The 26,090-nt window shown below is 59.7% G+C and carries 21 protein-coding genes, 1 pseudogene and 1 riboswitch; of the genes and pseudogenes, 5 read left to right on the top strand and 17 right to left on the bottom strand.

Features of this window, described 5'->3' with window-relative positions; translation table 11 throughout:
• From AB4P91_RS19395 to AB4P91_RS19385, 3 genes are read right to left on the bottom strand one after another with little or no spacing between them, the layout of a single operon-like run.
• Window positions 1-792, bottom strand: a complete 792-nt coding sequence (locus AB4P91_RS19395; RefSeq protein ID WP_395603435.1) for an ABC transporter ATP-binding protein — start codon at window positions 790-792, stop codon at window positions 1-3.
• A complete protein-coding gene (locus AB4P91_RS19390; RefSeq protein ID WP_395604982.1) occupies window positions 789-1,793 on the bottom strand; it encodes a FecCD family ABC transporter permease in 1,005 nt (334 codons plus the stop codon). The genes AB4P91_RS19395 and AB4P91_RS19390 overlap by 4 nt, the downstream gene beginning before the upstream one ends.
• 8 nt (window positions 1,794-1,801) lie before the next feature.
• Entirely contained in the window at window positions 1,802-2,815 is a 1,014-nt protein-coding gene (locus AB4P91_RS19385; RefSeq protein ID WP_395603434.1) for an ABC transporter substrate-binding protein, read from the bottom strand.
• Between the two features lie 141 nt (window positions 2,816-2,956).
• A riboswitch (cobalamin riboswitch) is annotated at window positions 2,957-3,151 on the bottom strand.
• 230 nt (window positions 3,152-3,381) lie between these two features.
• Between AB4P91_RS19385 and AB4P91_RS19380 the strand changes: the two genes are divergently transcribed.
• Window positions 3,382-4,149, top strand: a complete 768-nt coding sequence (locus AB4P91_RS19380) for a pyrroline-5-carboxylate reductase (RefSeq protein ID WP_150591820.1) — start codon at window positions 3,382-3,384, stop codon at window positions 4,147-4,149.
• A gap of 27 nt (window positions 4,150-4,176) precedes the next feature.
• Here the strand turns inward: AB4P91_RS19380 and AB4P91_RS19375 are convergent, their stop codons facing one another.
• Window positions 4,177-5,283, bottom strand: a complete 1,107-nt coding sequence (locus AB4P91_RS19375; RefSeq protein WP_150591821.1) for an NADH:flavin oxidoreductase — start codon at window positions 5,281-5,283, stop codon at window positions 4,177-4,179.
• Window positions 5,284-5,405: 122 nt separating this feature from the next.
• Between AB4P91_RS19375 and AB4P91_RS19370 the strand changes: the two genes are divergently transcribed.
• The gene (locus AB4P91_RS19370) at window positions 5,406-6,287 is read left to right on the top strand and encodes a LysR family transcriptional regulator (RefSeq protein WP_150596359.1); all 882 of its coding nucleotides are present in this window, start codon (window positions 5,406-5,408) and stop codon (window positions 6,285-6,287) included.
• Here the strand turns inward: AB4P91_RS19370 and AB4P91_RS19365 are convergent.
• From AB4P91_RS19365 to AB4P91_RS19350, 4 genes are all read right to left on the bottom strand, one after another.
• Window positions 6,284-7,042, bottom strand: coding sequence for an OBAP family protein (locus tag AB4P91_RS19365; RefSeq protein WP_150591823.1), 759 nt, complete (start codon window positions 7,040-7,042; stop codon window positions 6,284-6,286). The genes AB4P91_RS19370 and AB4P91_RS19365 overlap by 4 nt on opposite strands.
• A 12-nt stretch (window positions 7,043-7,054) precedes the next feature.
• Window positions 7,055-7,546 (bottom strand): short chain dehydrogenase, encoded by a 492-nt coding sequence (locus tag AB4P91_RS19360; protein ID WP_395603433.1) that lies wholly within the window; start codon window positions 7,544-7,546, stop codon window positions 7,055-7,057.
• A gap of 152 nt (window positions 7,547-7,698) precedes the next feature.
• Complete coding sequence (locus tag AB4P91_RS19355) at window positions 7,699-8,838, bottom strand: sensor histidine kinase (RefSeq protein WP_150596361.1); 1,140 nt, start codon at window positions 8,836-8,838, stop codon at window positions 7,699-7,701.
• Window positions 8,839-9,025: 187 nt separating this feature from the next.
• A complete protein-coding gene (locus AB4P91_RS19350; RefSeq protein WP_395603432.1) occupies window positions 9,026-9,841 on the bottom strand; it encodes a DUF1206 domain-containing protein in 816 nt (271 codons plus the stop codon).
• Window positions 9,842-10,166: 325 nt separating this feature from the next.
• Here AB4P91_RS19350 and AB4P91_RS19345 point away from each other — a divergent pair, with 325 nt between their 5' ends.
• Entirely contained in the window at window positions 10,167-12,293 is a 2,127-nt protein-coding gene (locus AB4P91_RS19345; RefSeq protein WP_395603431.1) for a TonB-dependent siderophore receptor, read from the top strand.
• A 523-nt stretch (window positions 12,294-12,816) separates the two neighbouring features.
• Here AB4P91_RS19345 and AB4P91_RS19340 read toward each other — a convergent pair.
• Window positions 12,817-13,095: pseudogene (locus tag AB4P91_RS19340) on the bottom strand (hypothetical protein); the annotation flags it as partial.
• Between the two features lie 383 nt (window positions 13,096-13,478).
• Entirely contained in the window at window positions 13,479-14,393 is a 915-nt protein-coding gene (locus AB4P91_RS19335; protein WP_395603430.1) for a LysR family transcriptional regulator, read from the bottom strand.
• 214 nt (window positions 14,394-14,607) lie between these two features.
• Between AB4P91_RS19335 and AB4P91_RS19330 the strand changes: the two genes are divergently transcribed.
• A complete protein-coding gene (locus tag AB4P91_RS19330; RefSeq protein WP_395603429.1) occupies window positions 14,608-15,948 on the top strand; it encodes a nucleobase:cation symporter-2 family protein in 1,341 nt (446 codons plus the stop codon).
• 31 nt (window positions 15,949-15,979) lie between these two features.
• Window positions 15,980-16,489 carry a nucleoside deaminase gene (locus AB4P91_RS19325; protein ID WP_150591829.1) on the top strand — a complete coding sequence of 170 codons (510 nt, stop codon included), beginning with the start codon at window positions 15,980-15,982 and terminating at the stop codon, window positions 16,487-16,489.
• 145 nt (window positions 16,490-16,634) lie between these two features.
• Here AB4P91_RS19325 and AB4P91_RS19320 read toward each other — a convergent pair whose 3' ends face one another.
• The 7 genes from AB4P91_RS19320 to AB4P91_RS19290 all read right to left on the bottom strand — a co-directional run bounded on the left by AB4P91_RS19320 (window position 16,635) and on the right by AB4P91_RS19290 (window position 25,993).
• The gene (locus AB4P91_RS19320) at window positions 16,635-17,756 is read right to left on the bottom strand and encodes an SMP-30/gluconolactonase/LRE family protein (RefSeq protein ID WP_395603428.1); all 1,122 of its coding nucleotides are present in this window, start codon (window positions 17,754-17,756) and stop codon (window positions 16,635-16,637) included.
• A 185-nt stretch (window positions 17,757-17,941) separates the two neighbouring features.
• Window positions 17,942-19,075 carry an alanine--glyoxylate aminotransferase family protein gene (locus AB4P91_RS19315; protein ID WP_395603427.1) on the bottom strand — a complete coding sequence of 378 codons (1,134 nt, stop codon included), beginning with the start codon at window positions 19,073-19,075 and terminating at the stop codon, window positions 17,942-17,944.
• 90 nt (window positions 19,076-19,165) lie between these two features.
• Window positions 19,166-20,464, bottom strand: coding sequence for an MFS transporter (locus tag AB4P91_RS19310; RefSeq protein ID WP_395603426.1), 1,299 nt, complete (start codon window positions 20,462-20,464; stop codon window positions 19,166-19,168).
• Between the two features lie 334 nt (window positions 20,465-20,798).
• Complete coding sequence (locus AB4P91_RS19305) at window positions 20,799-21,911, bottom strand: alkene reductase (RefSeq protein ID WP_395603425.1); 1,113 nt, start codon at window positions 21,909-21,911, stop codon at window positions 20,799-20,801.
• 142 nt (window positions 21,912-22,053) lie between these two features.
• Entirely contained in the window at window positions 22,054-24,288 is a 2,235-nt protein-coding gene (locus tag AB4P91_RS19300; RefSeq protein ID WP_395603424.1) for a molybdopterin cofactor-binding domain-containing protein, read from the bottom strand.
• On the bottom strand, window positions 24,285-24,758 hold the full coding sequence (locus AB4P91_RS19295; protein ID WP_150591835.1) for a (2Fe-2S)-binding protein: 474 nt from the start codon (window positions 24,756-24,758) through the stop codon (window positions 24,285-24,287). Before AB4P91_RS19295 ends, AB4P91_RS19300 begins: the two co-directional genes overlap by 4 nt.
• Window positions 24,755-25,993, bottom strand: coding sequence for a c-type cytochrome (locus AB4P91_RS19290; protein ID WP_395603423.1), 1,239 nt, complete (start codon window positions 25,991-25,993; stop codon window positions 24,755-24,757). Before AB4P91_RS19290 ends, AB4P91_RS19295 begins: the two co-directional genes overlap by 4 nt.
• Between the last annotated feature and the right edge of the window lie 97 nt (window positions 25,994-26,090).

The following is a 26,090-nucleotide window of genomic DNA, read 5'->3' as shown; positions in this document are numbered from 1 at the left end:
TCAGGAAGAGCGCAATCGCAGGATCTGCGCGCCGTCGAACGGGTCAGTCAGGTAATGCGCGTGGACACCAAACGTTTCCAGCAGGCGTTGCGCGGTCAACACTTCAAGTGGTTTGCCGAGGGCGACGAGTCGACCCTTGTCCAGTACGGCCAAACGATCACACGTCAGTGCCTGATTGAGGTCGTGCAGGGCAATCACCGTGGTCACCGGCAACGCTTGAACCCCATGCAAAATCGACAGTTGATGCTGGATATCCAGATGGTTGGTAGGTTCGTCCAGCAGCAGAATTTGCGGGCGCTGGGCGAGGGCGCGCGCGATGTGCACACGCTGGCGCTCGCCACCGGAAAGGCTGCGCCAGGAGCGATTGCGCAGATGCGCCGCGTCAACATCGCGCAGGGCCTGATCGACGATGCCATCGTCCTCGGCAGACCACGGACTGAGCGCCGACAGCCATGGCGTTCGACCCAGTGCCACCGCATCAAACACGCTGATCGCATCGAGGGTGTCCGCCTGTTGCTCAACCACCGCCAGCGTTTGCGCGACGGTTCGGCGCGATAGCGTTTTCAAGCGCTGGTCGTGGAGATGGATGTCGCCACGACTGGGCGCGCGTACGCCGCAAAGCAATTTCAGCAAAGTGGATTTGCCAGAACCGTTGGGGCCGACAAGCCCAAGGGTTTCGCCGTGACGGATGTCCAGATCGATTTCGTGTAGCAACCGCGCATCGCGGATATCAAAGCCGAGGCCGCAGCACCGCAGCACCGAATCGCCGATCACCGGGGACAGCGCATTCATCGGGCATTCCTCCGGCCGATCAGGATCAGCGCGAACACCGGCGCACCGACCAGCGCGGTAATCACGCCGACCGGGATCACCTGGCCTTTGATCAGCGTGCGCGACAGCACATCAGCGGCAATCAGAAACACCGCGCCACCCAGCGCACTCGCTGGTAGCAGGCGCGTGTGTCGAGTGCCAAGCAACAGCCTTACAGCGTGGGGAATGACCAGCCCCACGAAACCTATCGAGCCGACAATCGATACCATCACTGCCGTCACCAATGCGGCACAACTGATCAACAGCAATTGCACGCGCCGCACCGGAATGCCGAGCGAGGCAGCTGAGTCGATGCCGAAGGTAAACGCGTCCAGCGCACGCCGATGCCACAGGCACACAACGAGCCCGATGACCGCCACCGGCACCGCCAGCCACACCGATGGCCAGCGCACGCCGCTGAGATTGCCGAGCATCCAGAACATGATGCCGCGTGCCTGTTCGGAACTGGCCGACTTGGTGATCAGAAATGCCGTGAGTGCATTGAACAGTTGCGAGCCGGCAATCCCCGCCAAAATGATCTGGCCGGTATTACCCGGTGAACCTGCGGCGCGGCCGAGCAAAACCACCACGGCGAACGCCACCACAGCGCCGCCGAACGCGCCGACTGACATGGAAATCGCCCCGGCGCCGAAACCCAGCAACGCGACCATCACCGCACCGGTCGAAGCCCCGGCGGAAATGCCCAGCAGATACGGATCGGCCAACGGGTTGCGCAGCAGCGATTGCAGAATCACCCCGCAAGTCGCCAGGCCAGCGCCGCAAGCGGCGGCCACCAGCGCGCGCGTCAGGCGATAGTTCCAGACGATGCCTTCGTCGATCGGATCAAGCACATACCCGGCCGCCCACAGTTTGTTGGCCAGCACCTGAAACACCACGACGGGATCAATGGTGGTTTCACCAATGGCCACACCTGCAATCACCGCTAAAAGCAGGATCGTCAGTGCAAGCACGGTGCGTATCAACGTCGCGGTCATTTGGACAGGTCGTATCCGTTGATGGCGCTCGCCAGTGCGGCGATACCGTCGAATGTGCGCATGCTGGCCTGCATGGCCATGGCGTCGAGAATAATGATGCGGTTGTTTTTTACCGCGTCCATGTTGCGGGTCACGGGATCGCTGCGCAAAAATTCCAGCTTCTTCAGGTAGTCATCCGCCGGGAAGCGACGGCGATCCATGCGTGCGATGACCAGCATTGTCGGGTTGGCTTTGGCGATGGTTTCCCAGCCGACGGTTGGCCATTCCTCATCGGACTCCACGACGTTGCGCACGCCCAGGGTGGTGAGCATGAAGTCTGGAACGCCTTTGTGTCCGGCGACGTACGGGTCGATATCCAGACTGGCACTGGAAAACCAGACCAACGCGCTGATGTCTTTCGGGTTCTTGTCACTCGCCATGGCAATGGACTTGGACAGGCTCGCCTTGAGGTCTGTGTTCAGCTGCTGCGCACGCGCCTGGACATCAAAAATCTCACCGAACTGGGTGATGCTTTTGTAGATGCTATCGATGCGAAACGGCGCCAGACGCGTGCCGTCGGCACCGACCAGATTGTCCTTGGCCTCGCAGTCAGACGGCATCAGATACGTCGGAATCTTCAGCTCGTGAAACTGTTCGCGGGTGCCGACCGCACCTTGTGGCCCGACCATCCATTCCAGCTCCACAGCCACCAGTTGCGGGCGCTTGGCGATCACCGATTCGAAACTCGGTTCGTTATCGGCCAAGCGCTCGATGTTGTCGTTTTGCGCTTTGTACTGAGGCAGCACATCGTTGAACCACAACGATGTGCCGACCATTTTGTCAGCCAGCCCGAGCGCAAAAAGCATTTCCGTGCCGGCCTGGCCGATCGTGACCGCCCGGGCAGGGGCCTGCGCGAAGGTCAGCGTGCTGCCGCAGTTAGCAATTGTCAGCGGGTACTGCGTCGGCGACGCATGGGCGAGGGAGCCCAGAGCCAGGCCAGCGACGAGGGCGACAAAGCGGGGCAGTGGCATGATTGCAGTCTCCATTCGGACCGTACACAAAGCAGGGGTGCAGGGTCTGGAAACACATCTCGACGCTGCGGATCAGCAGTGCCAGGGCGATCAACACGTGATGCGCGCAGAGGGATGTCCTTCCCGGACACCCCGCCGGTTAGTGATTGTTGCTTGGCCGGCAGGTCTCCTGACTGATGCGTCATCGCCTGCTTCAGCCTTCCCGGGAGCAATCCCAGTGGCAGTTCAGAAGCAGGCTCGGCATCTACAGTTGCGGGGGCAGTTCCGTTTGAGGCGTCGAGCGCATCACGGATTCCCTATTATTTCCAATTGGAAACCGGCGGGCAGCATGGTATCCGATCATGACGGTCGAGGCGAACGGGCGGCGCAAATGAGTTCGGGCTCAGGAGCCGGTACCCGCAATGACCGGCCCAGCGCTGCGGTTTCCAGGGTTTTGGGCGTGGCACGGAACGTGTTGACGAGCCTTTGGTGCCAATGCAGAGGAAAGTTCTGTCAACAATTGGGTTGTCCAGCAACATGACGCCAGCAAGCCCATCAACGGGCGCGTCAAACCGGGAGGAAAATCAGTGCAGCAAATTGGAATTTTGGGTGTAGGCGAGCTGACCGAAAAAGTCGTCATGGGCCTGCGCCGTAGTGGCTACACAGGTCGAATCTGCTTGTCCCCACGTAACCAGAAGCGCGCCGAGGCGCTCCGCGATAATTGGGATTGCGAGGTGATGGACAGCAATCAGCGCGTTGCAGACGGCTCTGCGGTGTTGTTTCTGGGCGTCCGTCCGGAGGCTGTGGAGCAGGTTGCCAAAGAAGTCAGCGTGACATCCGATCAAACCGTGATTTCGCTGGTTGCCGGCATGAATCTGCAGGAACTCGACCGCCATTTTCCGCACGCGAAGCGGGTAAGGGCCATGCTCTCCTACGCTGCGCAAATCAACCAGTCGACGGTCGTGGTCACGCCGGCCGGCGAGCCGCATGAATCCTTGCTCCGCGATCTCGGCACGCTGGTTGTGCTGGACAACGAACAGGCTTTCGAGTTGGCGACGGTCGCCGCGTGCATGAATGGCTGGTTCTATTTCTTCCTGGGCGAGTTGCAGCAATGGTTCGTTGAGAAGGGATTGAACAACGAACAGGCGGCGCAGTTAGTGATGGGGAACATGCAAGACTGTCTTGCCAGTGCTCGCCAACAGCCCGGTTTGAGCCTGGAAGAACTCGGAAACAGGATTGCGACGCCCGGGACCTTCACGGCTGCCGGGCTGGATGTGCTCAATGGTGCAAACATGCGTGAACCATGGCGGCAGGCGTGTGATGTAATCCTGCAACAGCTGGTGAAAACGCCCTAGTCGTTGAGCATGTCGCGGTAGTCCGCGCTACGCCATGTTCAACTCGCTATCCTTGATGTTGGCAATGGGCCCCAAAATCGCGGCATCGAATTCGGCGAGGTCAGTATGGGTCGCCAGTCGACGGGGAAAATCAGGGTTTGCCAACGCCGCTTTGCCCAGCGCGATGACATTGGCACCGTCACCGAATGCTTGCTCGGCGCGCTGAGGGACACCCAGTCCACCGTTGGCGATGATCGCCACTTGGGGCGCATACCGGCGGGCCAATTCAACCAGGCTTGCAGATCCTCCATCGAACGCCGGTTTCCAGGCCTCAAATTCAGTCACATGAATGAAATCAACGCCGGCGTCCTTGACCGACCCGAAAATGACCTCGGCGCCAGCTTCGCCTTCCGGCCATTTATGTTCGTAGTCGTTTACTTTGCTTTGGGAGAGGCGTACGCCTACGGGAACACTTGCGCCGACAGCCGTCTTCACAGCCTTGATGACTTCCAGTGTCAGCGCTATCCGCGCCGCGACATTCCCGCCCCAGCGATCGGTGCGCTGGTTGGTGTAGTCGGTCAGGAATTGATCGAGTAAATAGCCGTTCGCCCCGTGGATTTCAATGCCATCGAAACCAGCAGTTCGCGTTGCCAGCACGGCCGCTTGCGCAAATCCGGCGATGGCATCGGCAATGTCCTCATCATTCATTGCCTGGGGTAACGGATATTGTCCCTCGCCGTAATAGAACTTCATCTGCGTGCCTTTTGGTCGAACGGGGGAGGGTGCAGCCGTCGACATTTCAAAACGATTGGCCTGACTCAGCGCTCCCGCGTGCATGAGTTGTGCGAATACGGTGCCATCGTGAGCATGGACAAGATCGGTCATGCCGCGCCACGCCTGGGCCTGTTCGACATCGCTGACGCCCGGTTGGAAGGGGTATCCCTGAGCGTGTTTCTGGTCGGTGTACAGCCCTTCGGTAATGATCAGACCGAATCCGCCTTCGGCGAATCTTCCGTAGTAACGCTCCATCTCAGCGGTCACCTGGCCCGCGTCGGTAGCGCTGACACGTGTCATGGGCGCGACGGCAAGACGATTCGCCAACTTGACGTTGCCAATATCAAATGGGGTTAGAATCTGCGCATCGTAGTCAGTCATAAAACCAGTCCTCATGTGTCCGGGTTGTGGTCGCAAAGCGATGTGGACAACAATAGACTCGGCATGAAGCCCTGATAACCCAAGCAAAGGGTTATGCCGCTTTATCAGAAACGGATGTAATGATGCAAGTTTCAGATGTGCAAGTGTTCGATGCCATTGCCGATACCGGCAGTCTTTCGGCTGCGGCCCGACGGCTGGGCCTTACCCCGATGACGGTGTCGCGCAGGCTGGCAGCACTTGAATCCGAGCTGGGGGTCAGGTTGTTTCATCGCACGACCCGCGCCGTATCGCTTACCGCAGAAGGCGAAACCTTCCTGCCTTTTGCTGCGACGTTGTTGCAAGCAAGCGAAGAGGCCAGGGCCTGTTTGAAATCCAGCGCCGGCACGGCCAGCGGGGTGCTGAAGGTCACGGCCCCCACCGTGTTCGGACAGTCAGTGATCATGCCGCTGTTGCCCGCGCTATTGGCGGAACACCCGGCGCTGCGGATAGATCTGACGCTCTCGGACAGCATCGTCGATATTGTCGGTCTCGGAATCGATGTCGCCATTCGTATTGCCACCCTGCGAGACTCGGCTTTGATCGCGCGCCCGCTAGCACCCAATCCCAGAGTGCTATGCGCAAGTCCCGCGTATCTGAAGCGTTACGGCACGCCGACGACAATGGAGGCACTGACGAACCACCGGCGCATCGCCTTGCACGGCATGCCTTACTGGCCTTTCATGCGCGCGGGTGAGGCCGTGGCAATCCGCGCCGACGGTGTTTTTTCTGCCAACAGTGTCGAAGCGGTGCGCACGGCGTGTCGAGAAGGTTTGGGTATGGCGATGCTCACCTATTGGGACGTGCGCGACGACCTGGCTGCTGGAAATCTCTGCCTGCTCGAGCTGGCGGATGCCATGCCCGAACAACTCTTCATCACCGCACTACTACCCACGCGCCAGCACGTACCGCATAGAGTTGGCATTTTCCTTCAGCGTCTGGAGGCTGCGCTCAAAGCTTCTGATTAGTTCGGCCGGTGTATATGCGATGCCTCCGTCGGGTCCACGATCTGAATGACCTTCCCCGTGCGCCACGCATCCGCGCCTGGTGCAACGGCGGGCGCAGGGATATCCGCTCGTTCCTTCTTTTTCTGCGCACTATCCACTTCAAGCCGACGATCGCGATCGGCAACCATGCGCGGGTCGGCCTGGCCGTCGGCGGTGAAACCCATCATCAACTGCGGCACGCCCAACGGCAGGTTTTTGTCCAGATCGGTGTGCCACGTATGCCAGGTCTTGCCGTAGGTGTGGACCAGTTTTTCCATCAGGGCATGTTCAGCGATTTGCGGAATCCCGGGCGCCACGAGCTGGCCGGATTTCACTTCGTGAACATGGCTGTGCCACAGCGCTTTCTCCGCTGCCGGAAGGCCGGTAAACAACCGCTCACTGATGATGTACTCAACGCCCATGAGCTTGGCGTCCTTGCGGTTACCGTCATAGATAACGCACTGGATAACCTCTTCGTTGAGAATGGAGCAGTAGTGGTGGGCCTCCATCTGAACATCGGGATGGCCGTTGTAAAAATGAAACCCGTCCAGATAGGCGTTCAACGCCTCCACCGGTGGGCGTGACTGGAGCAGGGCAGCGCCGGCGTCCAAAGTCTTCAGGGTTGGCGACTTGTCGGCGCCCGGCGCGATGACATTGGACGCACTGTTGTTGCCCGCGCATCCAGCCAGTGCTGCCAACAGCGTCAGGGAAAACGCATACGTCATGTTCTGAGCCATCGTTAATTCCTTTTAACGGAGTTTGCGAGTAGTGCGGCTGCTGCGGCGGGTAAGCGCAAGCAGAATCCCGCTGATCACCACGGCAGCCCCGGCAACGATTAACAATGGCGAACGCCCGCCAACTGAGCGCTTGGCGCGCAGCGCCTTGTCTTCAAGCGCTTGAGCGGCGGTTCGGCGCTCATCCAGCGTGTCGATCGGCGTTGTGTCTGCCTCTTCGTCATCGGTGTAGTTCATTTGGTTTATTTGCAGACGTACACCGTCGGCCAACACCAGTGTCAGGTCCTCGACCGTACCCGCCAGCCGATCCGGAAACACCGGTTCGCCCGCAGGATCAAGTTCGTCGTAATAAAAACGGTTGCCTTCCAGCCAACCGATTGACGTCATCAACTCGGGACCCAGGTAATACTTCCCGTCTAGAAAAAAACCCGGGAAGTGGTGAGTTCGCTCCAGGCTTTCAACGATGTAGCGCTCGCCGACCTTCATTCCGGTTGATGGCTCGATCATGATCACATCCTCAGATTTGTTGGTGTTGCGATAGAGGATTGGCAATCAGCAATGTTCCATTGAAATGACCGAACGGATGTCAGCGGGACACCAGACGCTGCGCCAGGCCCGGTATCGTCCGGCTTTCTCGTATCATCGCGCGGACGGGGGCATCATGGTTCTTTGCGCTGAAGGTTTGGAACGGTCACTACAAAGGTCGTCCCGCTATGTGAATTCGAAGTGACCTCGATGACACCGCCGTGCGATGTAACGATCTCTGAAGCAATAAACAACCCCAATCCCAGGCCTTCAGTAGGGCCATGGTCGATGATCGAGTGCTGAGAGAAACGGCCCATCGGGTTGAAGATGAACGGCATCACATCATCTGGAATGGGTTCACCGCTGTTATGTACGTTGAAAATCACATGCTCCTCAGCGGTGTCCAGAGTAACGGTCACTGGCTGTTGATTATCGCCATGCTGCACGGCATTGCTGACCAGGTTGGAAAGAACCTGCTCCATCCGTGCTCCGTCGAATTCACCCTGACAGGATTTTTTTGCCTCAAAGAGGATATCGGCACTCGGGTAGTACGCCCGCAGCTCATCAACGATGCGCTCGCACACGGGCAACAAGTCCAGGCGCTCTGTTTTAACAGGTATGCCGGGGCCCATCTGGCAGCGTGTCAAATCCAGCAGGTCACCGACAATCTGAGTGGCGCGTTTGACGCTGGTGTAAATTTGCGTGGAAATCTTCGTGGCCCTGGTGCCGATGTCCTCTGAGCGCCTCAACCTGTCGGCACCGAGCAGGATCGCGCCCAGCGGGGTTCTCAGATCATGGCCAAGGATGCCCAGGAACAGGTTTCGTGACGCTTCAACGGCTCGTGAATAACTTGCAATTGACTCGGCGAGGGCCTGGTCTATTGCTTCATGAAATCTCGTCATGTCATCGATGTCGAGTGGCGTGCCGGCCTTGATCTGTTTAGACCACTGGTTGAGTACGCTGGCTCTGAGCGCGCGATATTCGGAGACCATCTGATCAATGGTGAATCCTGCCATGAGTCGCGTGACCGCATGGGTTTCAGCGGGTGTTTCCAAATCGTTGGACGGGGCATTGCCATGCGCCTTCGCCAGTTGTTCTTTTGCAGTCTGTTTAGTCTGTAGATCGAGCACTATGGCGTCGAGCATCTGTTCGGCATGATCGCGCAGGGCTTCTGTGTGCAGCGGTGCACCGGGTGTTTCAATCGTTCGCGCAAAAGAGTCCCATTCCTGCAAAATCGGCTCGAGGTTGGCGGTGATGAAATCGGACAGTCGCATGTGCATGATCCTGGTCAGGAGGGCGAGTTCCAGACAGGAAGGAAGGGGAAGCCGCAACGTGAAGTAGAACACGGATTCACTGTGTTGCTGCGCTGTCCTATGAAACGCTGCGCCCTCAACGCTGATTGCGTTATGCGTACAAGGGCGCTCGCCTTACCAGGTCCTGCGACCGGCATTCACTTTGCCGCTAGCGCTTCTCTACGCCCGGCACATCCATGTTTATCTTGCGCCAGGCGCCTTCGGAGAAACTGTAAACCGAGAAGGCGATCAATCCCAACGCCATCACCATCAGAATCAAACCGCCAAAAGGCATACTTTGCAAAGCATCCAGGGCTTCCTTCATGCCCGGTGGGTTCGTGGCTTTATAAAGGGAGCCGCTGATTGCCATGAGCACTGCGATCTCGATAAACACCACGCCTCGGGCTATCAGTCCGAACCTGGACACCGGGCGGATATAGCGCATTACGTCGTCGTCAGCTTCAAAGTACTTCTCGAACGACGCTTTCCAGCCTTTGATGATGTGCGCAATGCCGACGCCTAACGGCACGAGTGCCACAAGGTAGACCAGCAGGTTTGAATGCTCGAACGACAAAAGATGCGCTAACAAATCCTTCGTTTTGCCATCCCCGGAGTTACCCGAGCTTCCAGCACCACTGACGAGCAGGCCCAATGCAAAAACCGCCAGCGCGCCATTGACCAGACCTCCCGCGAACAACCCTGCACGAATGACGAGCCCCTTGAGTTCGGTACCGTGATGATCAACGTCGCGAATGGCTTGCAACACACGCCACGCGGCGAAGGCGAGTAGGCCGGCCACCACCAGCCCAATCAAGACATACCCGAAGGGCTGGCTCAGCAGTGCCTCGAGACTTTTATGACTGTCTTTTGGTTTCGTAGCGTCTTGAGCCGCCAGCAGCGCGAATATCCCGATGATCAGATACAGAACGCCCCGAGCGGCATAGCCGCAACGCGCGAGCAGAACAAGGGTGTTTTGGGCAAGCATTGAATATTTCCAGACAGAGAAGGTGTATACGAGCAGACCCGCCGCAGCGGCAGGGGTTCGATAAAGCACTGTGCGGCGACCTGAAGGGTTGTGAGCCGTTACTGGCAGCGGGCAACACCCAGCTTTTTTCATTGTCACCAGCGTGGATGCATGGGTTACGCAAGTTGAGTTGTCTGGAAGGATCGATCTTCAACACGGCTATTGGAGCGGCGTTGATAAATACAAATGCGAATACGTATCAAATGCTCGAGGCGTCATATATTATTGCCCCCGAATTATTGGCACGTATGCCGTCCCATTTGGCTATTTCCTCAAGGCTTTCTCGATGCGTCGTACTCTGGTTTCCATCTGTGTGCTTCAGGCAATTTCCGCTTCCTCCTGGGCGGAGCAGGCGACATCCGATACAACCATTCTGGAGTTGCAGGCGACCGACATCGTCGGTACTGCGCAGTACGAAGCCGCCCAAGGGCCGGTGGAGGGCTACCGAGCAACGCGTTCTGCCAGCGCAACGCGAACCGACACCTCGATTCACGAGACCCCGCAGTCAATGAGCGTGGTGACCAAAGATGCTGTCGAAGACATCGGCGCTACTCGGCTTCAGGACGCGCTTGATTACGCCGGAGGGGTGGGGCGGGCCAATAACTTCGGAGGCCAGGGACTGACTACTTTCACGGTGCGTGGATTTACCACGGGCGAGTTCTATCGCAACGGTTTCCCGATCAACCGTGGTTATCCGAACATGCCCGATGCGAACACCATCGAGCGTCTTGAAGTACTGCGAGGCCCCGCCACTACGCTCTATGGTCGAGGTGATCCAGGTGGCACGTTCAACGTGGTCTCCAAACAGCCGTTGATGGAGCGCACCGCGACCCTGGGCAGCCAGCTCGATGATCAGGGAATGAAGCGCGGCACGCTGGATGCTTCCGGCCCGATCGACGAGGAAGGCCGCCTGGCCTATCGCTTGAATGTGGTGGGGGAAGGCGGTGATACCTTCCGCGATCATGTTGAAACCGAGCGCTATGGCGTGACGCCGGTTATTTCCTGGCAGGCCAGCGACGATACCAAGGTGATCTTCGAGGGTGATTTCATGCGCAATAATCACCCGCTGGATCGTGGCGTCACGCGTTATCCAAATCAGATCGGTACCGCGTCTCGCGATACCTTCTTTGGCGAAAAAGACGTTGGCAAGTTGCACAACGACAACAACATGGCGCAGCTGCGTTTCGAACACCTACTGAGCGATAACTGGACGTTGGGCGGTGGTTTTCAATGGCTCGATGGGACACTGCAGGGCAATGCGATTGAAGCGAATGGCGTCGCTGCCGACGGGCGCACGCTGGGGCGCAACTTCAATTATCGCAAACTGGAGTGGACGGACAAGGACACCCAACTGAACCTCACCGGACATTTCTCGACCGGGGGCTTCGATCACACGCTGTTGACCGGAATCGAGTACGAGGATTACGACTATAAGTCCATCATCCAGCGTTCCAGTGGCGCGGTAGGTGCCTACCCGATTGATATCTTCAATCCGGTATATGGTCAGGCTCGTCCCGCCCTGACCCGTACGCCGACCCACGACAAGGAAAATCTCAAGACCTACGCCGCCTTCATCCAGGATCAAGTGGCATTGACCGAGCGCCTGAAAGTGCTGGCGGGCGCCCGTTTCGAGCGTTTCGAGCATGACTATGAAACCTATGTGCCGGGCGGCAAAAGCTGGGAGGCAAGCGACAATGCGGTGACCCCACGTCTTGGCGTGCTTTATGACCTTACCGATACCGTCGCGGTGTATGCCAATACCGCGCGCTCATTCAAACCCAATACGGGAGCAAGTCGGCAGGGCGGCGGTTTTGAACCGGAAAAGGGTAAGTCTTATGAGATGGGGATCAAATGGGAAGCGCTGGATCGCCAGTTAAGCGTTGACGCGGCGATCTACCAGATTGAAAAACGCAACGTCCTCACCACCGATCCCGTGGACTCCACTTTCAGCGTGGCCGCTGGAGAGGTGCGCAGCCGAGGCTTTGATCTCAACGTGGCAGGCAACGTAACCCCAGAGTGGCGGGTGATTGGCGGTTATGCCTATGTGGACGCTGAAGTCACCAAGGACAATGTAATCCAGTCGGGCACACGACTGATGAACATTCCGAAGAACAGCTTCAGCCTGCTCAACGTTTACGAATTCCAGGATGGCAATCTCAAGGGATTGGGTTTGGGGATGGGCGGCAAGTACGTTGACGAACGTGCCGGCCAGACGGCGAACACGGCGTTTTCGATGGGCAGTTACACCGTTGTCGATTTGCTCAGCTTCTACAAGATCAACGACAAGGTCAGGCTTAACCTTGATGTGAAGAATGTCTTCGACCGCGACTATGAAGAAGGCGCCTTTGGCAATGTGTATGCGTACCCTGGTGAACCGAGAACCGTTCAAGTGGGTGTTTCTTACACTTTGTAGATGATCCGGACACACCGGTGACCTGACGCTAATCCGCATCGGCAGCGCGCGGCTGATTCTGCTGCTGCCCTGCATCATGCCGAAGAGTATCTGGGTCTCCACGGGCGCTCATATACTCCATGATTGGACGCTTTTCATTATCGCCCTGTTGGGTGCGTTACCCTCTGGGCATTAAGGCGCCGCTGAATTGCGCGATCGGCAGAACGAAGCCCTGCTGGGCTGCCGATCGCGCAAGCAAAGGGCGCTTGGCTACCACTCAGAGTTTGCCTTCAGATCCGGTATAACTTGCACCTTGGACTTTGCCACTGGCATCGGACAGGCACGACCAAGGAGCGTCCGCGTCAGGTACCTTGATCGTCACGCCAACTCCCGCTTCGGCGGTCATGACGTCGGTCACCGAAAGTTTGCTGACGGCCACACCGGTTTTCTTCGCCACCTCGGCGAGGCAGGCTTTCTCTGCCTTGCTGGTGGCAGATGTGCCATTGGCGCTACCGACAGCACTCGCAGCGCCCGATGTCGCTGGCTTGCACACCCCATTGGCCCCGCCTTTACCGGTATAGGATACGTCCCATGACGCATCTGGATTACGCGTGAGAGAAATCGTCACGCCAGAGCCTTTGGCTTCATAGGCGTTGTTATTGAATTTCTTCAGTCTGGCCTCCTTGCCATTGATGTACACCGGCCCGCCCTGATCCGCATGCACGGCGATATTAGTCGGGCAGTCGTAGTTGAGTAGTGGAATATCAGCACTGGCCACGGTGGCAAACAGTAAAGTGGTGGCTCCCAGCAAAAACGTGTTCATATTCATGCGAAATTCTCCTTCTGTTTGAGAGTGGTTGTACTTACTGCACGAGCGCCATGGTCATACAACAGCACGCGCAGGGCCGAAACGACTTTTTGCCACCTCGACGACAATGTTTCGGCAGTATAGGTCGTGGTGGCCAGTTTGAACGGCTAAACGCCCAGGGTCGGATCTGATTGTCGGGTAGACAGACAGTTGCTCTCATCCACCCGTTCATACGAGTTCCAGCATACGATTCAAGCCTGCGCTGAGGCACCATTGGACACCCTATGGCTTTGTCGGAGTGGGGTTGGATACAACTTCGATGAGCTGGCCCTTTGCGAGGCGACACTTACCATCAGGGCTGCGGGCAAATTTGCCGATCAGCGCTATTTCCAGCGTCGTCACAGCGTGGTGATCTGTCCATTTCGATCCAGCTCAAAAACCTTGTTGTCCTGCAATTTCTCTTTCAGCCAGCGCTCAGCCTTGCCCAAGGGCCGCTGGCGTGCCCACAACAGGTCCACGCCTATTTGCCAGTCGGTGTGCGGGTAGGCCGAGAGTTGAAGTTCTACCAATTCACCTCTGGCCAGTTCGCGCTGGATGAGTTGACGGGGCAGGGTGGCCCAGCCGAGACCGGCGCGCACCATTTCCAGTAAGGCCAGATAGCTTTCCGCCTGCCACAGCTGGGTCGAGCGCAGGTATTCGCTGCTCGGCAGTTTGCTCGCGTGGGCGCTGAACGCCAGACGTCGATGGACGTGCAGGTCCTCGAAGCTGACGTTGTCGAGCTGCGCCAGCGGGTGATCGGGATGGCAGACGTGCAGCATGATCAGTTTGCCCAGTTGCTGGAACGCCAGCTCATTGGGGTAGTCGGGCTGTGAAAACGCCACGCCGAGTATGGCTGCGCCGCTGCTGACGAGCTCGCTGACATCGCCGTACACCGGATGGCGGATGATCAGATCGACGAAGGGGAACGCTGCTTCGAAGGCTTTGAGTACGGACATGATCGGGCCGTACGGCGTTTCAATCGCGAGCGTCAGGCTGGGTTCGACGTCGTCCGACAGGCAGTCGGCGTGGGCCTCAAAGGTCATGCAGCGTTCGAGCACGGCTTCGGCCTGCAGCAGCAATTTGTGGCCGCTGGCGGTGAGGGCAGGGCTGCGGTTGCTGCGGTCGAAGAGGTCGACGCCGAGGTCGGTTTCGAGGTTGGCAATCGCCGCGCTGATGGTCGATTGGGTCTTGCCCAGTTTGCGCCCGGCGGCGGAAAACGATCCGCTTTTGACCACTTGGACGAACATCAACAGTTGATCGAGTGAAAAGCGCAAGCGATGAACTCCCGGGTCGAAGGTAAGGGGTTATAGCAGCAAGCGGATACCTGATTGTGCCATCGAAAAAAGCGATGGTTGCCAATTTGTTTCATCGTAATAAACGTTCAAATATGGCCCCGCGTCAAACGATCTCCGGGGCGGATCCACCTTTCAAACGCCCCTGAGCATGCCCGCGATCTCAATAGATGCCGCACCTTCAGGAGCGTGTGAAATGACCACACAACGCATTCATCCGGTGGACGAGGTTTTGCCGCTGCGACAGTTGTTCACGTTTGGCTTGCAGCATGTTTTGGTGATGTACGCGGGAGCAGTCGCGGTGCCGCTGATTCTTGGCAGTGCGATGGGCCTGACTTCGGCGCAGGTGGTGTTTTTGATCAACGCCAACCTGTTGACCTCTGGTGTGGCGACGTTGATTCAAACCCTCGGTTTCTGGAAATTCGGCGCGCGTCTGCCGCTGATTCAGGGCTGCTCGTTTATCGCGCTGGCGCCGATGATCATGATCGGCAAGGAGTTCGGCCTCAGTCAGATTTTCGGTGCGGTGATCGCGGCGGGCTTTATCACCATTGCGCTGGCGCCGGTGTTCAGCCGTTTGCTGCGGTTTTTCCCTCCGGTGGTGATTGGCAGTCTGATCACCATTATCGGCATCTCGCTGATGCCTGCTGCTGCGATCTGGTTAGGTGGTGGCAATCCCGACTCAGCGGATTTTGGCAATCCCGCCAACTTGTTGCTGGGCTTGGCCACGGTCAGTGTGACGCTGGTCATCTATGCCAAATTCAGGGGTTTTATCGGCAACCTCAGCGTGCTGATCGGCTTGTTCGTCGGCAGTCTGATCGCAGCGGCTTGCGGCATGACCCACTTCAGCCGGGTCAGCGAAGCAGCGTGGTTTGAGCTGAGTGCGCCGATGGCATTCGGCGCACCGGAATTCTCGCCGGTCCCGATTCTGATCATGACCCTGGCGATGCTGGTGATCATGGCCGAGACCACCGGCAACTGCCTGGCAATCGGCAAGTTGACCGGCAAGCCGACCACGCAACAGACCCTCGGCAACGCGTTTCGCGCCGACGGTTTGTCGACCATGCTCGGCGGCTTGTTCAACAGTTTTCCTTACAACGCGTTCACCCAGAACACCGGTTTGATTGCGCTTTCGAACGTTAAAAGCCGCTTCGTCGTGGCTGCTGCCGGGGCAATCATGGTGCTGATGGGCTTGTTCCCGAAACTCGGCGCGCTGATTGCGGCGGTGCCGACGCCGGTGCTCGGTGGCTGCGCGATCGTGATGTTCGGCATGACCACGGTGGCGGGGATTCAGGAACTGTCGCGGGTGCAATTCGAGGGGACGCGCAACGGCATCATCGTCGCCGTGTCGGTGAGTGTCGGCGTGCTGCCGATGTCCTTTCCGGCGCTGTTCGAACACGTCGGCCCGACGCTGAAACTGGTGCTCGACAGCGGGATTTTCCTCGGTGCGATCACCGCCATCTTCCTCAATCTATTGCTCAACAACGAAAAAAAATCGACCGAAACCATCGGCGCTACGTCGGCTGAACTGGCCGACTGACTGTGTTTTTTCCACTGCCCAGGAGTTACCCATGAATCAATTTACCCAGCTCATCCCGGCCGGTGTCAGCGATCTTGACCTGACATTGCTGCGCCAGACCATTGCCTTGTCCGAGGCATCGAAACAGCGCGGTCGCCATCCGTTCGCGGCATTGGTAGCCGACCGCAACGGCAAGGTGATTGTCGAAGCAGGCAACAACTCGATGCCGCCGGAGGGTGATCCGACCCAACATGCCGAACTGGTTGCAGCGGCTGCAGCGGCCAAGCTGCTGTCGCCGCAAGAGCTGGAACTGTGCACGCTGTACACCAGCGCCGAACCTTGCTGCATGTGCGCAGGCGCCGTGTATTGGACGGGGATCGGGCGGGTGGTCTATGCCTTGTCGGAGCATGCGTTGCTGGAGTTGACGGGAGACCATCCGGAGAACCCGACGTTCTCGCTGCCGTGCCGCGAGGTGTTCGCCAAGGGGCAGCGCAAGGTGAGTGTGTTGGGGCCGATGCTGGAGGGTGAGGCGGCCGAACCGCATAAAGGGTTCTGGTCGTAAACTGCTGTTGGGCACCTGTGGCGGTGCGCATCACAAGGTCCAGCGAGGCGGGATCAGTAAACAGGCTTGAATGCCGCGCATCCTCGGATGCGCGGCAGTCTGTCGATTCGCCACTCACGAAACTGTCGTGAGAAGAACCTGGCGTCTACAACGCAAACGTAGTCCCTCGAGTATTCACAAAAAGCGAATAGATCGAGTGACTGCTGGCCATGAACAGCCGATTCCCTTCGCGTCCCCCGAAGCACACATTCGGGCAGCGCTCTGGCAGAGAAATGTGCCCGATGGCCTTGCCCTGAGGATTGAAAACCCGCACGCCGTCGAGTTTCTCCAGGTCGGCCTTGGGATCACCATTGCCGCCCCAGCCGCACCACAGGTTGCCCGCTTCGTCGCATTTGATGCCGTCGATCGCGGCATATTCCAGCCCTTCAATGTGCTTTCGGCGTTCGCCGAGTGTGCCGTCGTCCTTCACGGCAATTGCCCAGACCAGACGATTGGGCTTGGCGCGACCTTCGACGACGTACAGGGTTTTTTCATCGGGAGAAAAGCACAGGCCGTTGGGACCGTTGAGATCGCCGATGACCCGCGTGACTTTTTTGCTCTCGCCGTCGATGCGGTACACGGCGTGGGGTTGGCTCGGGGTGACTTTGTGGCCTTCGTAGTTGTTGCTGGTCTGGAAGGGCGGGTCGGTGAACCAGATCGAACCGTCACTTTTGCAGACGATGTCGTTGGGCGAATTGAAGGGCTTGCCGTCGAAGCTGTCGGCCAGCACGGTGATCGTGCCATTGGATTCGGTGCGCGTGACGCGGCGGCCTTCGCTGGTGGTGGTGGAGCCTTCGCAGACAATCAGACGCCCTTGGCGATCCCGGCACATGCCGTTAGAAAAGTTGGAGTGTTCGCGGTACACGGTGAACGTGTCGGTGATTTCATCCCAGCGCATGATGCGATTATTGGGGATGTCGCTGACCAACAAATAGCGGCCATCACCGACCCACACCGGTCCTTCGGCCCAGCGCATACCGGTGGCAAGTTTTTCAACACTGGCGTTGAACACACGTAGCTCGAGGAAGCTGTCGTCGAGGATGTGAATCAGCGGATCCGGATAGCGCTGACTCAAGGGTTCGGCGGCCTCGGCAATCCGGGTCAGTGCGGTGCCGCCGACGGTGACGAGTGTGGCGGAAACGGCGAGGGACTTTTTCAGGAAGCTGCGGCGAGTGTTGCCTACCGCGCGGTCAAGGCTTTCAGGCTTGGCGGACAGGGATGAGTCCATGTAGCAATCTCCGGGGTTTTATTTTTTTTGTGGGAGACATAGTAATACCTCGTGATAGGACATCGTACAACCTGTTCGCTGCGCACTGGGCACAGGCCGTATGCAGCGATGGAAGCGATCAAGCATCGCCTCCACCAGAAATATTGGCATGCGATAACTTCGTGCCCTGCGGGCACGAACAGGTCTTAGCCAACCATCACTTCATCCAGCGCCTGCTCAAGCGTACTGATCGTACGCTCGATATTGTGCAGCTTTTCAAGCCCGAACAGGCCGATGCGGAAGGTCTGGAAGTCGGCCGGTTCGTCGCATTGCAACGGCACGCCGGCAGCGATCTGCAGACCGTGGTGGGCAAATTTCTTGCCGTTCTTGATGTCGGCATCATCGGTGTAGCTCACCACAACGCCAGGGGCCTGAAAGCCGGCAGCCGCCACGCTTTTGAAGCCTTTGCCGGTCAACAGGGCGCGTACCCGGTCACCCAGCGTCTGTTGCTCGCCGCGCACTTTGTCGAAACCGTAGGCTTGGGTCTCTTTCATCACGTCGTTGAACCGCGCGAGGGCATCGCTGGGCATGGTCGCATGGTAGGCATGTCCGCCCTGTTCGTAGGCTTGCATGATCTGCAGCCACTTTTTCAGGTCGCAGGCAAAGCTGCTGCTTTGCGTCTGTTCGATGCGCTCCAGAGCCCGAGCACTGAGCATGACCAGGGCGCAGCAAGGGGAGGCGCTCCAACCTTTCTGCGGTGCGCTGAGCAGCAGGTCGACGGCGCATTTGTGCATATCCACCCAAATCGTGCCGGAAGCGATGCAGTCCAGCACGAACAGGCCGCCCACCGCATGCACGGCGTCGCCGACTGCCCGCAAGTACTCGTCGGGCAGGAGGATTCCGGATGACGTTTCAACATGGGGCGCGAAGACTATCTGCGGCTTCTGCGCCGCAATGGCTGCCAGCACTTCATCCAGAGGCGGCGGGGCATAGGCCGCTTGGTGACCCGTTTCGACTGGCTGGGCTTTGAGTACCGTGGTGGCGGCCGGAATATTGCCCATCTCCAGGATCTGGCTCCAGCGATAGCTGAACCAGCCGTTGCGGATCACCAGGCACTGCTGGCCGGTGGCGAACTGCCGCGCCACCGCCTCCATGCCGAATGTGCCGCTGCCCGGAACCACCGCAACAGCCTCGGCGTTGTAGACCTTTTTCAGGGTTCCGGAAATGTTCTTCATCACCCCTTGAAAGGACTGCGACATGTGGTTCAGCGAGCGGTCGGTGTAGACCACTGAGTACTCGACCAGCCCCTCGGGATCGACACTGGGGTAGAGCTTGGACATAAGGTGACTCCTTGGGCACAGAGGTAAACATCATTGCCAAGGAGTGTAGGCAAAAGGCACTAATGGGCTCATCGAATTACGTAAATGAGCTTAGCGTGCTTCACATTGCGGCGAAGGTTCGCCGCTCAGCGCGTCAACCATCGGCGGATGCTCCTGCACGGCCTGACGCAGATCTTCGGTCACCCGCAGCTCCGCACCCGTCGGCGAGAAGGTCGCCGCCGCCGCAAACGGCGCGGGATTGGCCGGAACCGGGCGCTTGCCACGCCGCCACAGGAAGAAACTGACCATGCACAGATTGACCAGCGCAAAGACCCAGAACAGTCCATTGGCACCGAACGAGTTCATCACCGGCGAGATCATCATCGGGCTGATTGCCGAGCCCAGTGAGTTGATCAGCAGCAAGCCCTGAATCATCGGTACCAAGGCTTCGGCGGGGGCGCGGTCGGCGGCGTGGCTGACCGCCACCGGGTAAAGCGCGAAGACTCCACCGCCAAGCAGAAACAACATCACCGCGAGCAGCGCCGAGGACAACGGCACCAGCACAATCACCAGCGACAACACCGTGCACGCCACCGTCAGAATCGTCAGCACCTGCAAGCGATCCTTGCGGTCGGACCAACGTCCGACCGGGTATTGCAGGAGCATGGCGCCGAGGATTGTCCAGGCCATCATGCTGCCGACGTCACCGACATTCAGACCGCTGCGTTGCAGATACAGCGGCAGCAAGGTGTAAATCGCCGCGATGCTGACACCCGAGCCGAAACAGCCGACCAGCCCGGTTGGCGTCACGCCCAACAATTGCCGTGGCTTGAGCGGCTCGACCTGATCGAGCAGTGGCGACACGCGCGGCAGGATCACAATCGGCAGCACCGACAACGAAGCGAGCATGCCGGCCACCATGAACGGTGCGCTGTCGCTCAACCCGGTGATTTTCCCCAGCGTTGCCTGACCCAGCACACCGGCGCCGTACAAAACGATCATGTACAGCGCAAGCAAGCGCCCACGAATCTTCGCGTCGCCGGCCAGCAGCAGCCAGCTTTCGATCACCAGAAACACGCCGACCGTGGCCCAGCCGTTGATCAGGCGCAGGGCGAACCAGCCCCACGTGTCATAGAACAATCCCTGCAGCAGGATGGTCACGGCGATCAGCGAGGCAAAGCTGCCGTAGGCGCGGATATGGCCGATGCGCAGAATCAACCGGTCGTTGAACACCGCACCCAGGGTTAAACCCATGAAGTAGGCTGATGAAACGAAACCGATTGTCGTGGCCGAGGCACCGGCGGCGTCCAGGCGAAGGGTGGTCAGGGAAGACAGGAAACCGTTGCCCAGCGCAACAATGAACAGCCCAAGCAGGGGCGCCAGCGCCATGGCCAGCAAACGCGCAGACATAAAAACCTCTAGAAAACGAACAGCAGAACGTGCGCTTCCGCGCATGCGATTGCCAAGCCGAAGGGTGTGGGGTGCAAGTGCTCGCCGAACGGGAGGGGCGATTGAGTCCGAGGTGGGGCCAGCCCGTCAGGTATGCCTCGGGTGCCAAATCTGGCGACTGCAAGAGCGCGCGGATTCTAAGGCTTGTGCGGAATTTTCCAATGGCTGTTTGCTGCGACAGTTGGACGCAGGGCCAGCGCCGCTGGCCCCCGCGCGACCGCGCAGTACAGCCCCCCCCTAAGTCTGGCTTATAGGGGATTTACACAGTCATGCAGCGAAGGCCGCGTGCTTGTGCTCAGGCATGAAACGGATAATCAACGTACCCACGCTGATCCCCGCCGAAAAAGCTGCTCGGGTCCGGCGTGTTGAGCGCCAGGCCATCGTGCAGTCGACGCGGCAAGTCAGGGTTTGCCAGGAACGGGCGGCCGAACGCAATGATGTCGGCACGATCAGCGACCAGCGCCTGTTCGGCAGATTGCGCATCGTAGCCGCCGGCGAGGATCAGCACGCCGTTCCACGTTTCGCGCAACTGGGCAATGATCGCGTCCCAGCGCGGGTCGAAATTTTCATCTTTGACTGTGCCGACCATCGCTGGCTCGACCAGGTGCAAGTACGCCAGATTCCATTGGTTGAGCGCTTCGACGAGGTGGCCGAAGGTGGCCTGCGGGGTGTCATCGCCCATGCCCATGAAACGCCCCATCGGCGTCAAGCGTACGCCGACCCGCTCGGCGCCGACTTCTTCAGCCACGGCCGCGACCACCTCCAGCAGAAACCGCGCGCGATTCTCTACGCTGCCGCCATAGGCGTCGTCACGGTGATTGCTGTTGCTGTTTAGAAACTGATCGAGCAGGTAACCGTTGCCGGCATGAATCTCTACACCGTCCATGCCTGCCTGCAATGCGTTGCGCGCGGCCACGCGATAATCCTCGACGATGCCGGCAATTTCCGCTGTTTCCAGTGCACGTGGCACCGGCACATCCCCCCAGACGCCGTTTCCGCTTTCATCGACGATAAACGTCTTGCCGGGCACCGGCAGCGCGCTGGGCGCCACCGGCAGGCCGGCATCGGGTTGAAAGCTTGGGTGGGAAACCCGGCCGACGTGCCACAGCTGCATGAAGATCAATCCGCCGGCCGCATGCACCGCCGCACTGACGTCGCACCACGCCTGGACTTGTTCCTGGCTGTAAATGCCCGGCGTCCATGCGTAACCCTGAGCCTGCCGGGAAATCTGCGTGGCCTCGGTGATGATCAGCGCGGCGCTGGCACGTTGGCGGTAGTACTCGGCGTTCATGCTCGTCGGCACATCGCCCGGCTGGCCGGCACGTGATCGCGTCAATGGCGCCATCGCTACGCGATGGGCAAGGGTGTAAGGGCCGAGTGCGATGGGTTGGAACAGGCGACGAGTCATGGGTAGCTCCGGATTGATCAAAGGGTTTCAAGCGCGGCCGCAGGGCGGCGAACCAGTGCTGCTAACTTAACCGGGTGCCGCGGGGGTGATAATCGGTGCCCGGCGCTACGCTGTTTTGCGCACGACGCAACGGCGCCCATGTTCAAGTGAATTGCGTCGAACGGGTCAATGGCAGGTTCAACCAGCGCCGGCCGGTGGCGTTGGCGACGGCGTTGCCAAGGGCCGCGGCCATGGGACCCTGGACGATTTCAGCGGCACCGAGGAAGGGTTCCCCTGGCTGGTCGAGCAAATGCACATCGACTTTTTTCGGCAATTGCGTGAAGCGCAGAATCGGATAACCGCTCCAGTCGTAGCTGCGAATGCCCCCCGCGTCGTAGGCGACTTTTTCGTACAGGGTCCAGCTTGTGGACTGCACAATGCCGCCCTCGACCTGATTGCGCAGGCCATCGGGGCTGACGATCTGGCCGACGTCCACGGCTGTGACCACATGATCGATGCGGATCTCGCTGGTCTGCGGATGCACCCTCAGCTTCACCGCGATGGCGCAGTAACCCATGATGTTTTTGTAGCGGGCAAAGGCGAAACCGATGCCGGCGCCGGGTTCACTGCTTTTTTGCGGCCAGCCGATGGCATCTCGCACCCGTTCGACGACTGCGCGGGCGCGCGGGTCGCTCAGATGGGCCAGACGCAGCGCGACCGGGTCGATGCCGGCCTTGATTGCCAACTCGTCGATACTCGCCTCGATGGCGAAGATGTTGATGTGCGCGCCCAGCGAACGCATGGCCGAAGTGCGAAAGGGCATTGTGGTGACGAAGTTCATGTTGATGCGCGTCGAGTTCAGGTCGTAGAGCGGCACGGCGTTGCGATCTCCATCGCCTTCAGGCTGGGCGATCGGCACTGATGGCGCTGAGGCGAAGGGCCGGGCGAGCAGGCGTGCCGGCAACAGGCGCCCGGCGTTAACAATGCGTTCGTTGTGCGGGGTGGTCCAGAGTTCGTAGGTCCAGTCCTGCAAACGCCCCTGGCTGAGGCCAGCGTCGACCTCGGTGACCATCGCCGAGCTGTACGGCTCCCAAAGATTTTCCTGCTCGCGCATCCATTGCACGCGCACCGGCGTGCCGGGCACGCGCAGGGCAATCAGTGCTGCGTCGGCGGCGGCATCATCGGCGCCGTTGTGCCCGTAACAACCAGAGCCTTCGGTATGAATACAACGCACCCGTTCAGGGGGCAGGCGCAGCATTTCGGCAATGCCGGCGCGCAGGGGGTAAACGCCTTGGGTGTGGGTCCACACGGTGAGCATGCCGTCCTTGAACCAGGCCACCGCACAGGACGGGCCGATCGAGCCATGCATCAGGTATTGCTTGGTGACCCGTGCCTGAAAACGCGTGTGGCCCGGTGTGCCTGGCGTACCGGTATTGCTGATCGGATAGCGCCGCGAGGGCAGGCGCTTGAGCAAGTCATGAATGTGCGTCGCCTCCGGAATCGCATCGCCGGCGCTCCATTGCGCAACTTCGCTGGCACGGCGCATGGCTTTGATCGCTTGCCACTCATCACGGGCGATCACGGCCAGATAGTTGCCGTCGCGGATCACCTTGACCACGCCAGCCAAGGTTTCGATAGAGGCCTCATCGAATACTTGCAGCGTGCAGCCCGGACGTGGCGGGCGGATCACCCGCGCATGCAGCATGCCCGGCAGGCGTATGTCCTGCACGAATGCCGCGCCGCCGCTGACTTTCGCCGGGATATCGAGGCGGGGCAACGAATGGCCGATCAGTTTGAAGTCAGCAGCGGCCATCGCCGGTGACTGCGCCTTGGCATATTGGTGTACATCGACATGCTTGACCGCGTCGGCATAACTCATCCGCTGACCGGCCGGGCCTTCGATCACTCCGTTTTGCGTCGCAAGCAGCGCCGCCTCAACCTGCCAACTGCGCGCGGCGGCATCGACAAGCATTTCGCGCACCTGCGCGGCGGCGTTATACAACGCGGTACCGCTGTCGAAAATGCTGTGGCTGCCGGCGGTGTAGCCCTCGTTGGGCGTCAGCGCGGTGTCGGCGGTGAGCAAGTTGATTGCGGCTGCTGGCACCTGTAAGCGCTCGGCGGCAATTTGCAGCAGTGCGGTTTTCACCCCGGTGCCCAATTCGACCTTGCCGGTGTAGACGGTAATGCCGTCGGCGCCGATGCGAATCCAGGCGTCGAGAAACGGGTTGGTGCGCAGGCTTCCGGGGAGGTCGGGCGCGAGGACCACGGTGCCCAGCGTATCGACTTCGGTATCCGCCAACACACGCCGCGCTACCGGCATCAGGGTGAACGCCATCAACAGCGCACCGCCGCGCAGGAAGGCGCGCCGACTCGGTTGCAAACCATCGGACTCACTCATGTCAGGCTCCCGTGTTGCCCGGCCACCTGTTTGATCGCCTCGATGATCCGCAAGTGTGTACCGCAGCGGCATAGATTGCCGGCCATGTGCTCGCGGATGGTGGGTTCATCCGGGTGTGGATTGCGTTCAAGCAGCGCTTGCGCGCGCATCAGCATGCCGGCAATGCAGTAGCCGCATTGCGCGGCCTGTTTCTCGATGAACGCTGTTTGCAGCGGGCCGGGCTTCTCGACGCTGCCGAGGCTTTCCACGGTACGGATTTTCTTGCCTTCGAGACCGGCACAGGGCGTCAGGCAGGCGAACACGGGTTGATCATCGACGATCACCGTGCAGGCGCCGCATTGGCCCAGCCCGCAGCCGTACTTGGCGCCGTTAAGGTTCAAGTGATTGCGCAGCGCATACAGCAGCGGCATGTCCGGCTCCAGCTCAAGCGCTTGCGCGGCGCCATTAACGTTTAGCGTGATCTGGCTCATTTCGTCTCCTGACGTAACGCTTCAATAGTGGAAGAGAGGTCGGCCCAAGGCTGATCGGGTCGGGCTTGCTGGCGCAGATACGCGGCGAGTGCGCCGAGTTGCGCGTTGTCCAGGCTGGCGGCGAACGCTGGCATCAGCGGGCCGGGCGATCCGGGCGTGGCGGGTAAGCCTTCGAGCACGGTTTTGAGGAAGTTGCGCGAGCTCGCCGCTTGCAACGCCGAGGTGCTTTGCAGACCCGGGCGACCATCGATCACGCGCATTGGCGCCGCCGGGCCATGGCAGCCGGCGCAGGCGCTGCTGAAAAGCAGGGCACCGGTCGAGTGGTCTGCCGGTTCACTGGCAGGCGTCTTCGCCGTTGTCTCTGTCACCGAAGGCGGGTTTTCCAGGCTGAGCAAATACTCGGCAATCGCCTCGGCTTCACTGGCGGGCAAGCGGGCCAGACTCAAGCTGACAGGACGCATCGGCCCGGCGGGCGTGCCGTGACCATCGACCACGTCGGCGCGCAGATAGCCGACCAACTGATCTCGATTCCACGGGGCGGCGCGCTGGCCCATACCAACCAGCGCTGGCGCGTGCCAGCCGTCGACGCTACCGCCTTGCAAATATTCCGAGGATTTTTCCGCGCCGATCAAATTCAGCGGTGAATGGCACCCGGCGCAATGGCCCGGGCCGTCGACCAGGTAACGCCCGCGATTCCACGCCTCGCTGCGCTGTGCCATCGGAGTTAATGGCTCCCCGTGCAGGAACAGCAGGTTCCAGAACGCTACCAGCGGACGAATGTTCATCGGGAAATTCATCTGGTTCTGCCTGGCCGGTGCGTGCACGCCAGGACCGCTCATCAAATAGGCATAGGCGTCGGCGATGTCCACCTGGCTCATGCGCCGGTAGTGCACGTAGGGGAACGCGGGATAGAGGAAGTGACCATCGCGAGCAATGCCCTGGCGCATCGCCCGCTCGAAGGCCGGCAGTGACCATTGGCCAATACCGGTTTGAGCGTCCGGGGTGATGTTGGTGCTGAACAGCGTGCCGAACGGTGTCACCAACGGCAGCCCACCGGCCAGGTACTCACCGCCGGGGCGGGTGTGGCAGACGGCGCAATCGCCGGCCTCGACCACCCGCGCCCCGCGCTGCAACTGAGCGCCATCGAACCCTGTCGGGCGTTCGATGGGTGCAATCGCCGGGCGCCACATCAGCAAAACGGCGCCGATCAGACCGAGCACAGCGACGACGGCCACGTAGATCCAAAGCGTTCTGGACTTCAGGAATGAGCTGTTCATGGCACAGGAAAAAACGCGGCAGACAATGGCAGGACGGATGGGCTGCGGGTCATGG

This window comes from Pseudomonas sp. B21128, assembly GCF_044218865.1.
GTDB lineage: Bacteria > Pseudomonadota > Gammaproteobacteria > Pseudomonadales > Pseudomonadaceae > Aquipseudomonas > Aquipseudomonas iridis.
Note: the sequence above shows the minus strand (reverse complement) of the source record. Positions and strands in the feature narration are given on the sequence as shown.

What these genes read in the sequence shown, in the direction of transcription:
- AB4P91_RS19305 (WP_395603425.1), bottom strand. Translation starts at nt 21,911, where the DNA reads ATGACTCGTCGCCTGTTCCAACCCATCGCACTCGGCCCTTACACCCTT.
- AB4P91_RS19295 (WP_150591835.1), bottom strand. Translation starts at nt 24,758, where the DNA reads ATGAGCCAGATCACGCTAAACGTTAATGGCGCCGCGCAAGCGCTTGAG.
- AB4P91_RS19395 (WP_395603435.1), bottom strand. Translation starts at nt 792, where the DNA reads ATGAATGCGCTGTCCCCGGTGATCGGCGATTCGGTGCTGCGGTGCTGC.
- AB4P91_RS19330 (WP_395603429.1), top strand. Translation starts at nt 14,608, where the DNA reads ATGACCACACAACGCATTCATCCGGTGGACGAGGTTTTGCCGCTGCGA.
- AB4P91_RS19385 (WP_395603434.1), bottom strand. Translation starts at nt 2,815, where the DNA reads ATGCCACTGCCCCGCTTTGTCGCCCTCGTCGCTGGCCTGGCTCTGGGC.
- AB4P91_RS19325 (WP_150591829.1), top strand. Translation starts at nt 15,980, where the DNA reads ATGAATCAATTTACCCAGCTCATCCCGGCCGGTGTCAGCGATCTTGAC.
- AB4P91_RS19360 (WP_395603433.1), bottom strand. Translation starts at nt 7,546, where the DNA reads ATGATCGAGCCATCAACCGGAATGAAGGTCGGCGAGCGCTACATCGTT.
- AB4P91_RS19320 (WP_395603428.1), bottom strand. Translation starts at nt 17,756, where the DNA reads ATGGACTCATCCCTGTCCGCCAAGCCTGAAAGCCTTGACCGCGCGGTA.
- AB4P91_RS19300 (WP_395603424.1), bottom strand. Translation starts at nt 24,288, where the DNA reads ATGAGTGAGTCCGATGGTTTGCAACCGAGTCGGCGCGCCTTCCTGCGC.
- AB4P91_RS19350 (WP_395603432.1), bottom strand. Translation starts at nt 9,841, where the DNA reads ATGCTTGCCCAAAACACCCTTGTTCTGCTCGCGCGTTGCGGCTATGCC.
- AB4P91_RS19315 (WP_395603427.1), bottom strand. Translation starts at nt 19,075, where the DNA reads ATGTCCAAGCTCTACCCCAGTGTCGATCCCGAGGGGCTGGTCGAGTAC.
- AB4P91_RS19365 (WP_150591823.1), bottom strand. Translation starts at nt 7,042, where the DNA reads ATGGCTCAGAACATGACGTATGCGTTTTCCCTGACGCTGTTGGCAGCA.
- AB4P91_RS19310 (WP_395603426.1), bottom strand. Translation starts at nt 20,464, where the DNA reads ATGTCTGCGCGTTTGCTGGCCATGGCGCTGGCGCCCCTGCTTGGGCTG.
- AB4P91_RS19370 (WP_150596359.1), top strand. Translation starts at nt 5,406, where the DNA reads ATGCAAGTTTCAGATGTGCAAGTGTTCGATGCCATTGCCGATACCGGC.
- AB4P91_RS19355 (WP_150596361.1), bottom strand. Translation starts at nt 8,838, where the DNA reads ATGCGACTGTCCGATTTCATCACCGCCAACCTCGAGCCGATTTTGCAG.
- AB4P91_RS19345 (WP_395603431.1), top strand. Translation starts at nt 10,167, where the DNA reads ATGCGTCGTACTCTGGTTTCCATCTGTGTGCTTCAGGCAATTTCCGCT.
- AB4P91_RS19375 (WP_150591821.1), bottom strand. Translation starts at nt 5,283, where the DNA reads ATGACTGACTACGATGCGCAGATTCTAACCCCATTTGATATTGGCAAC.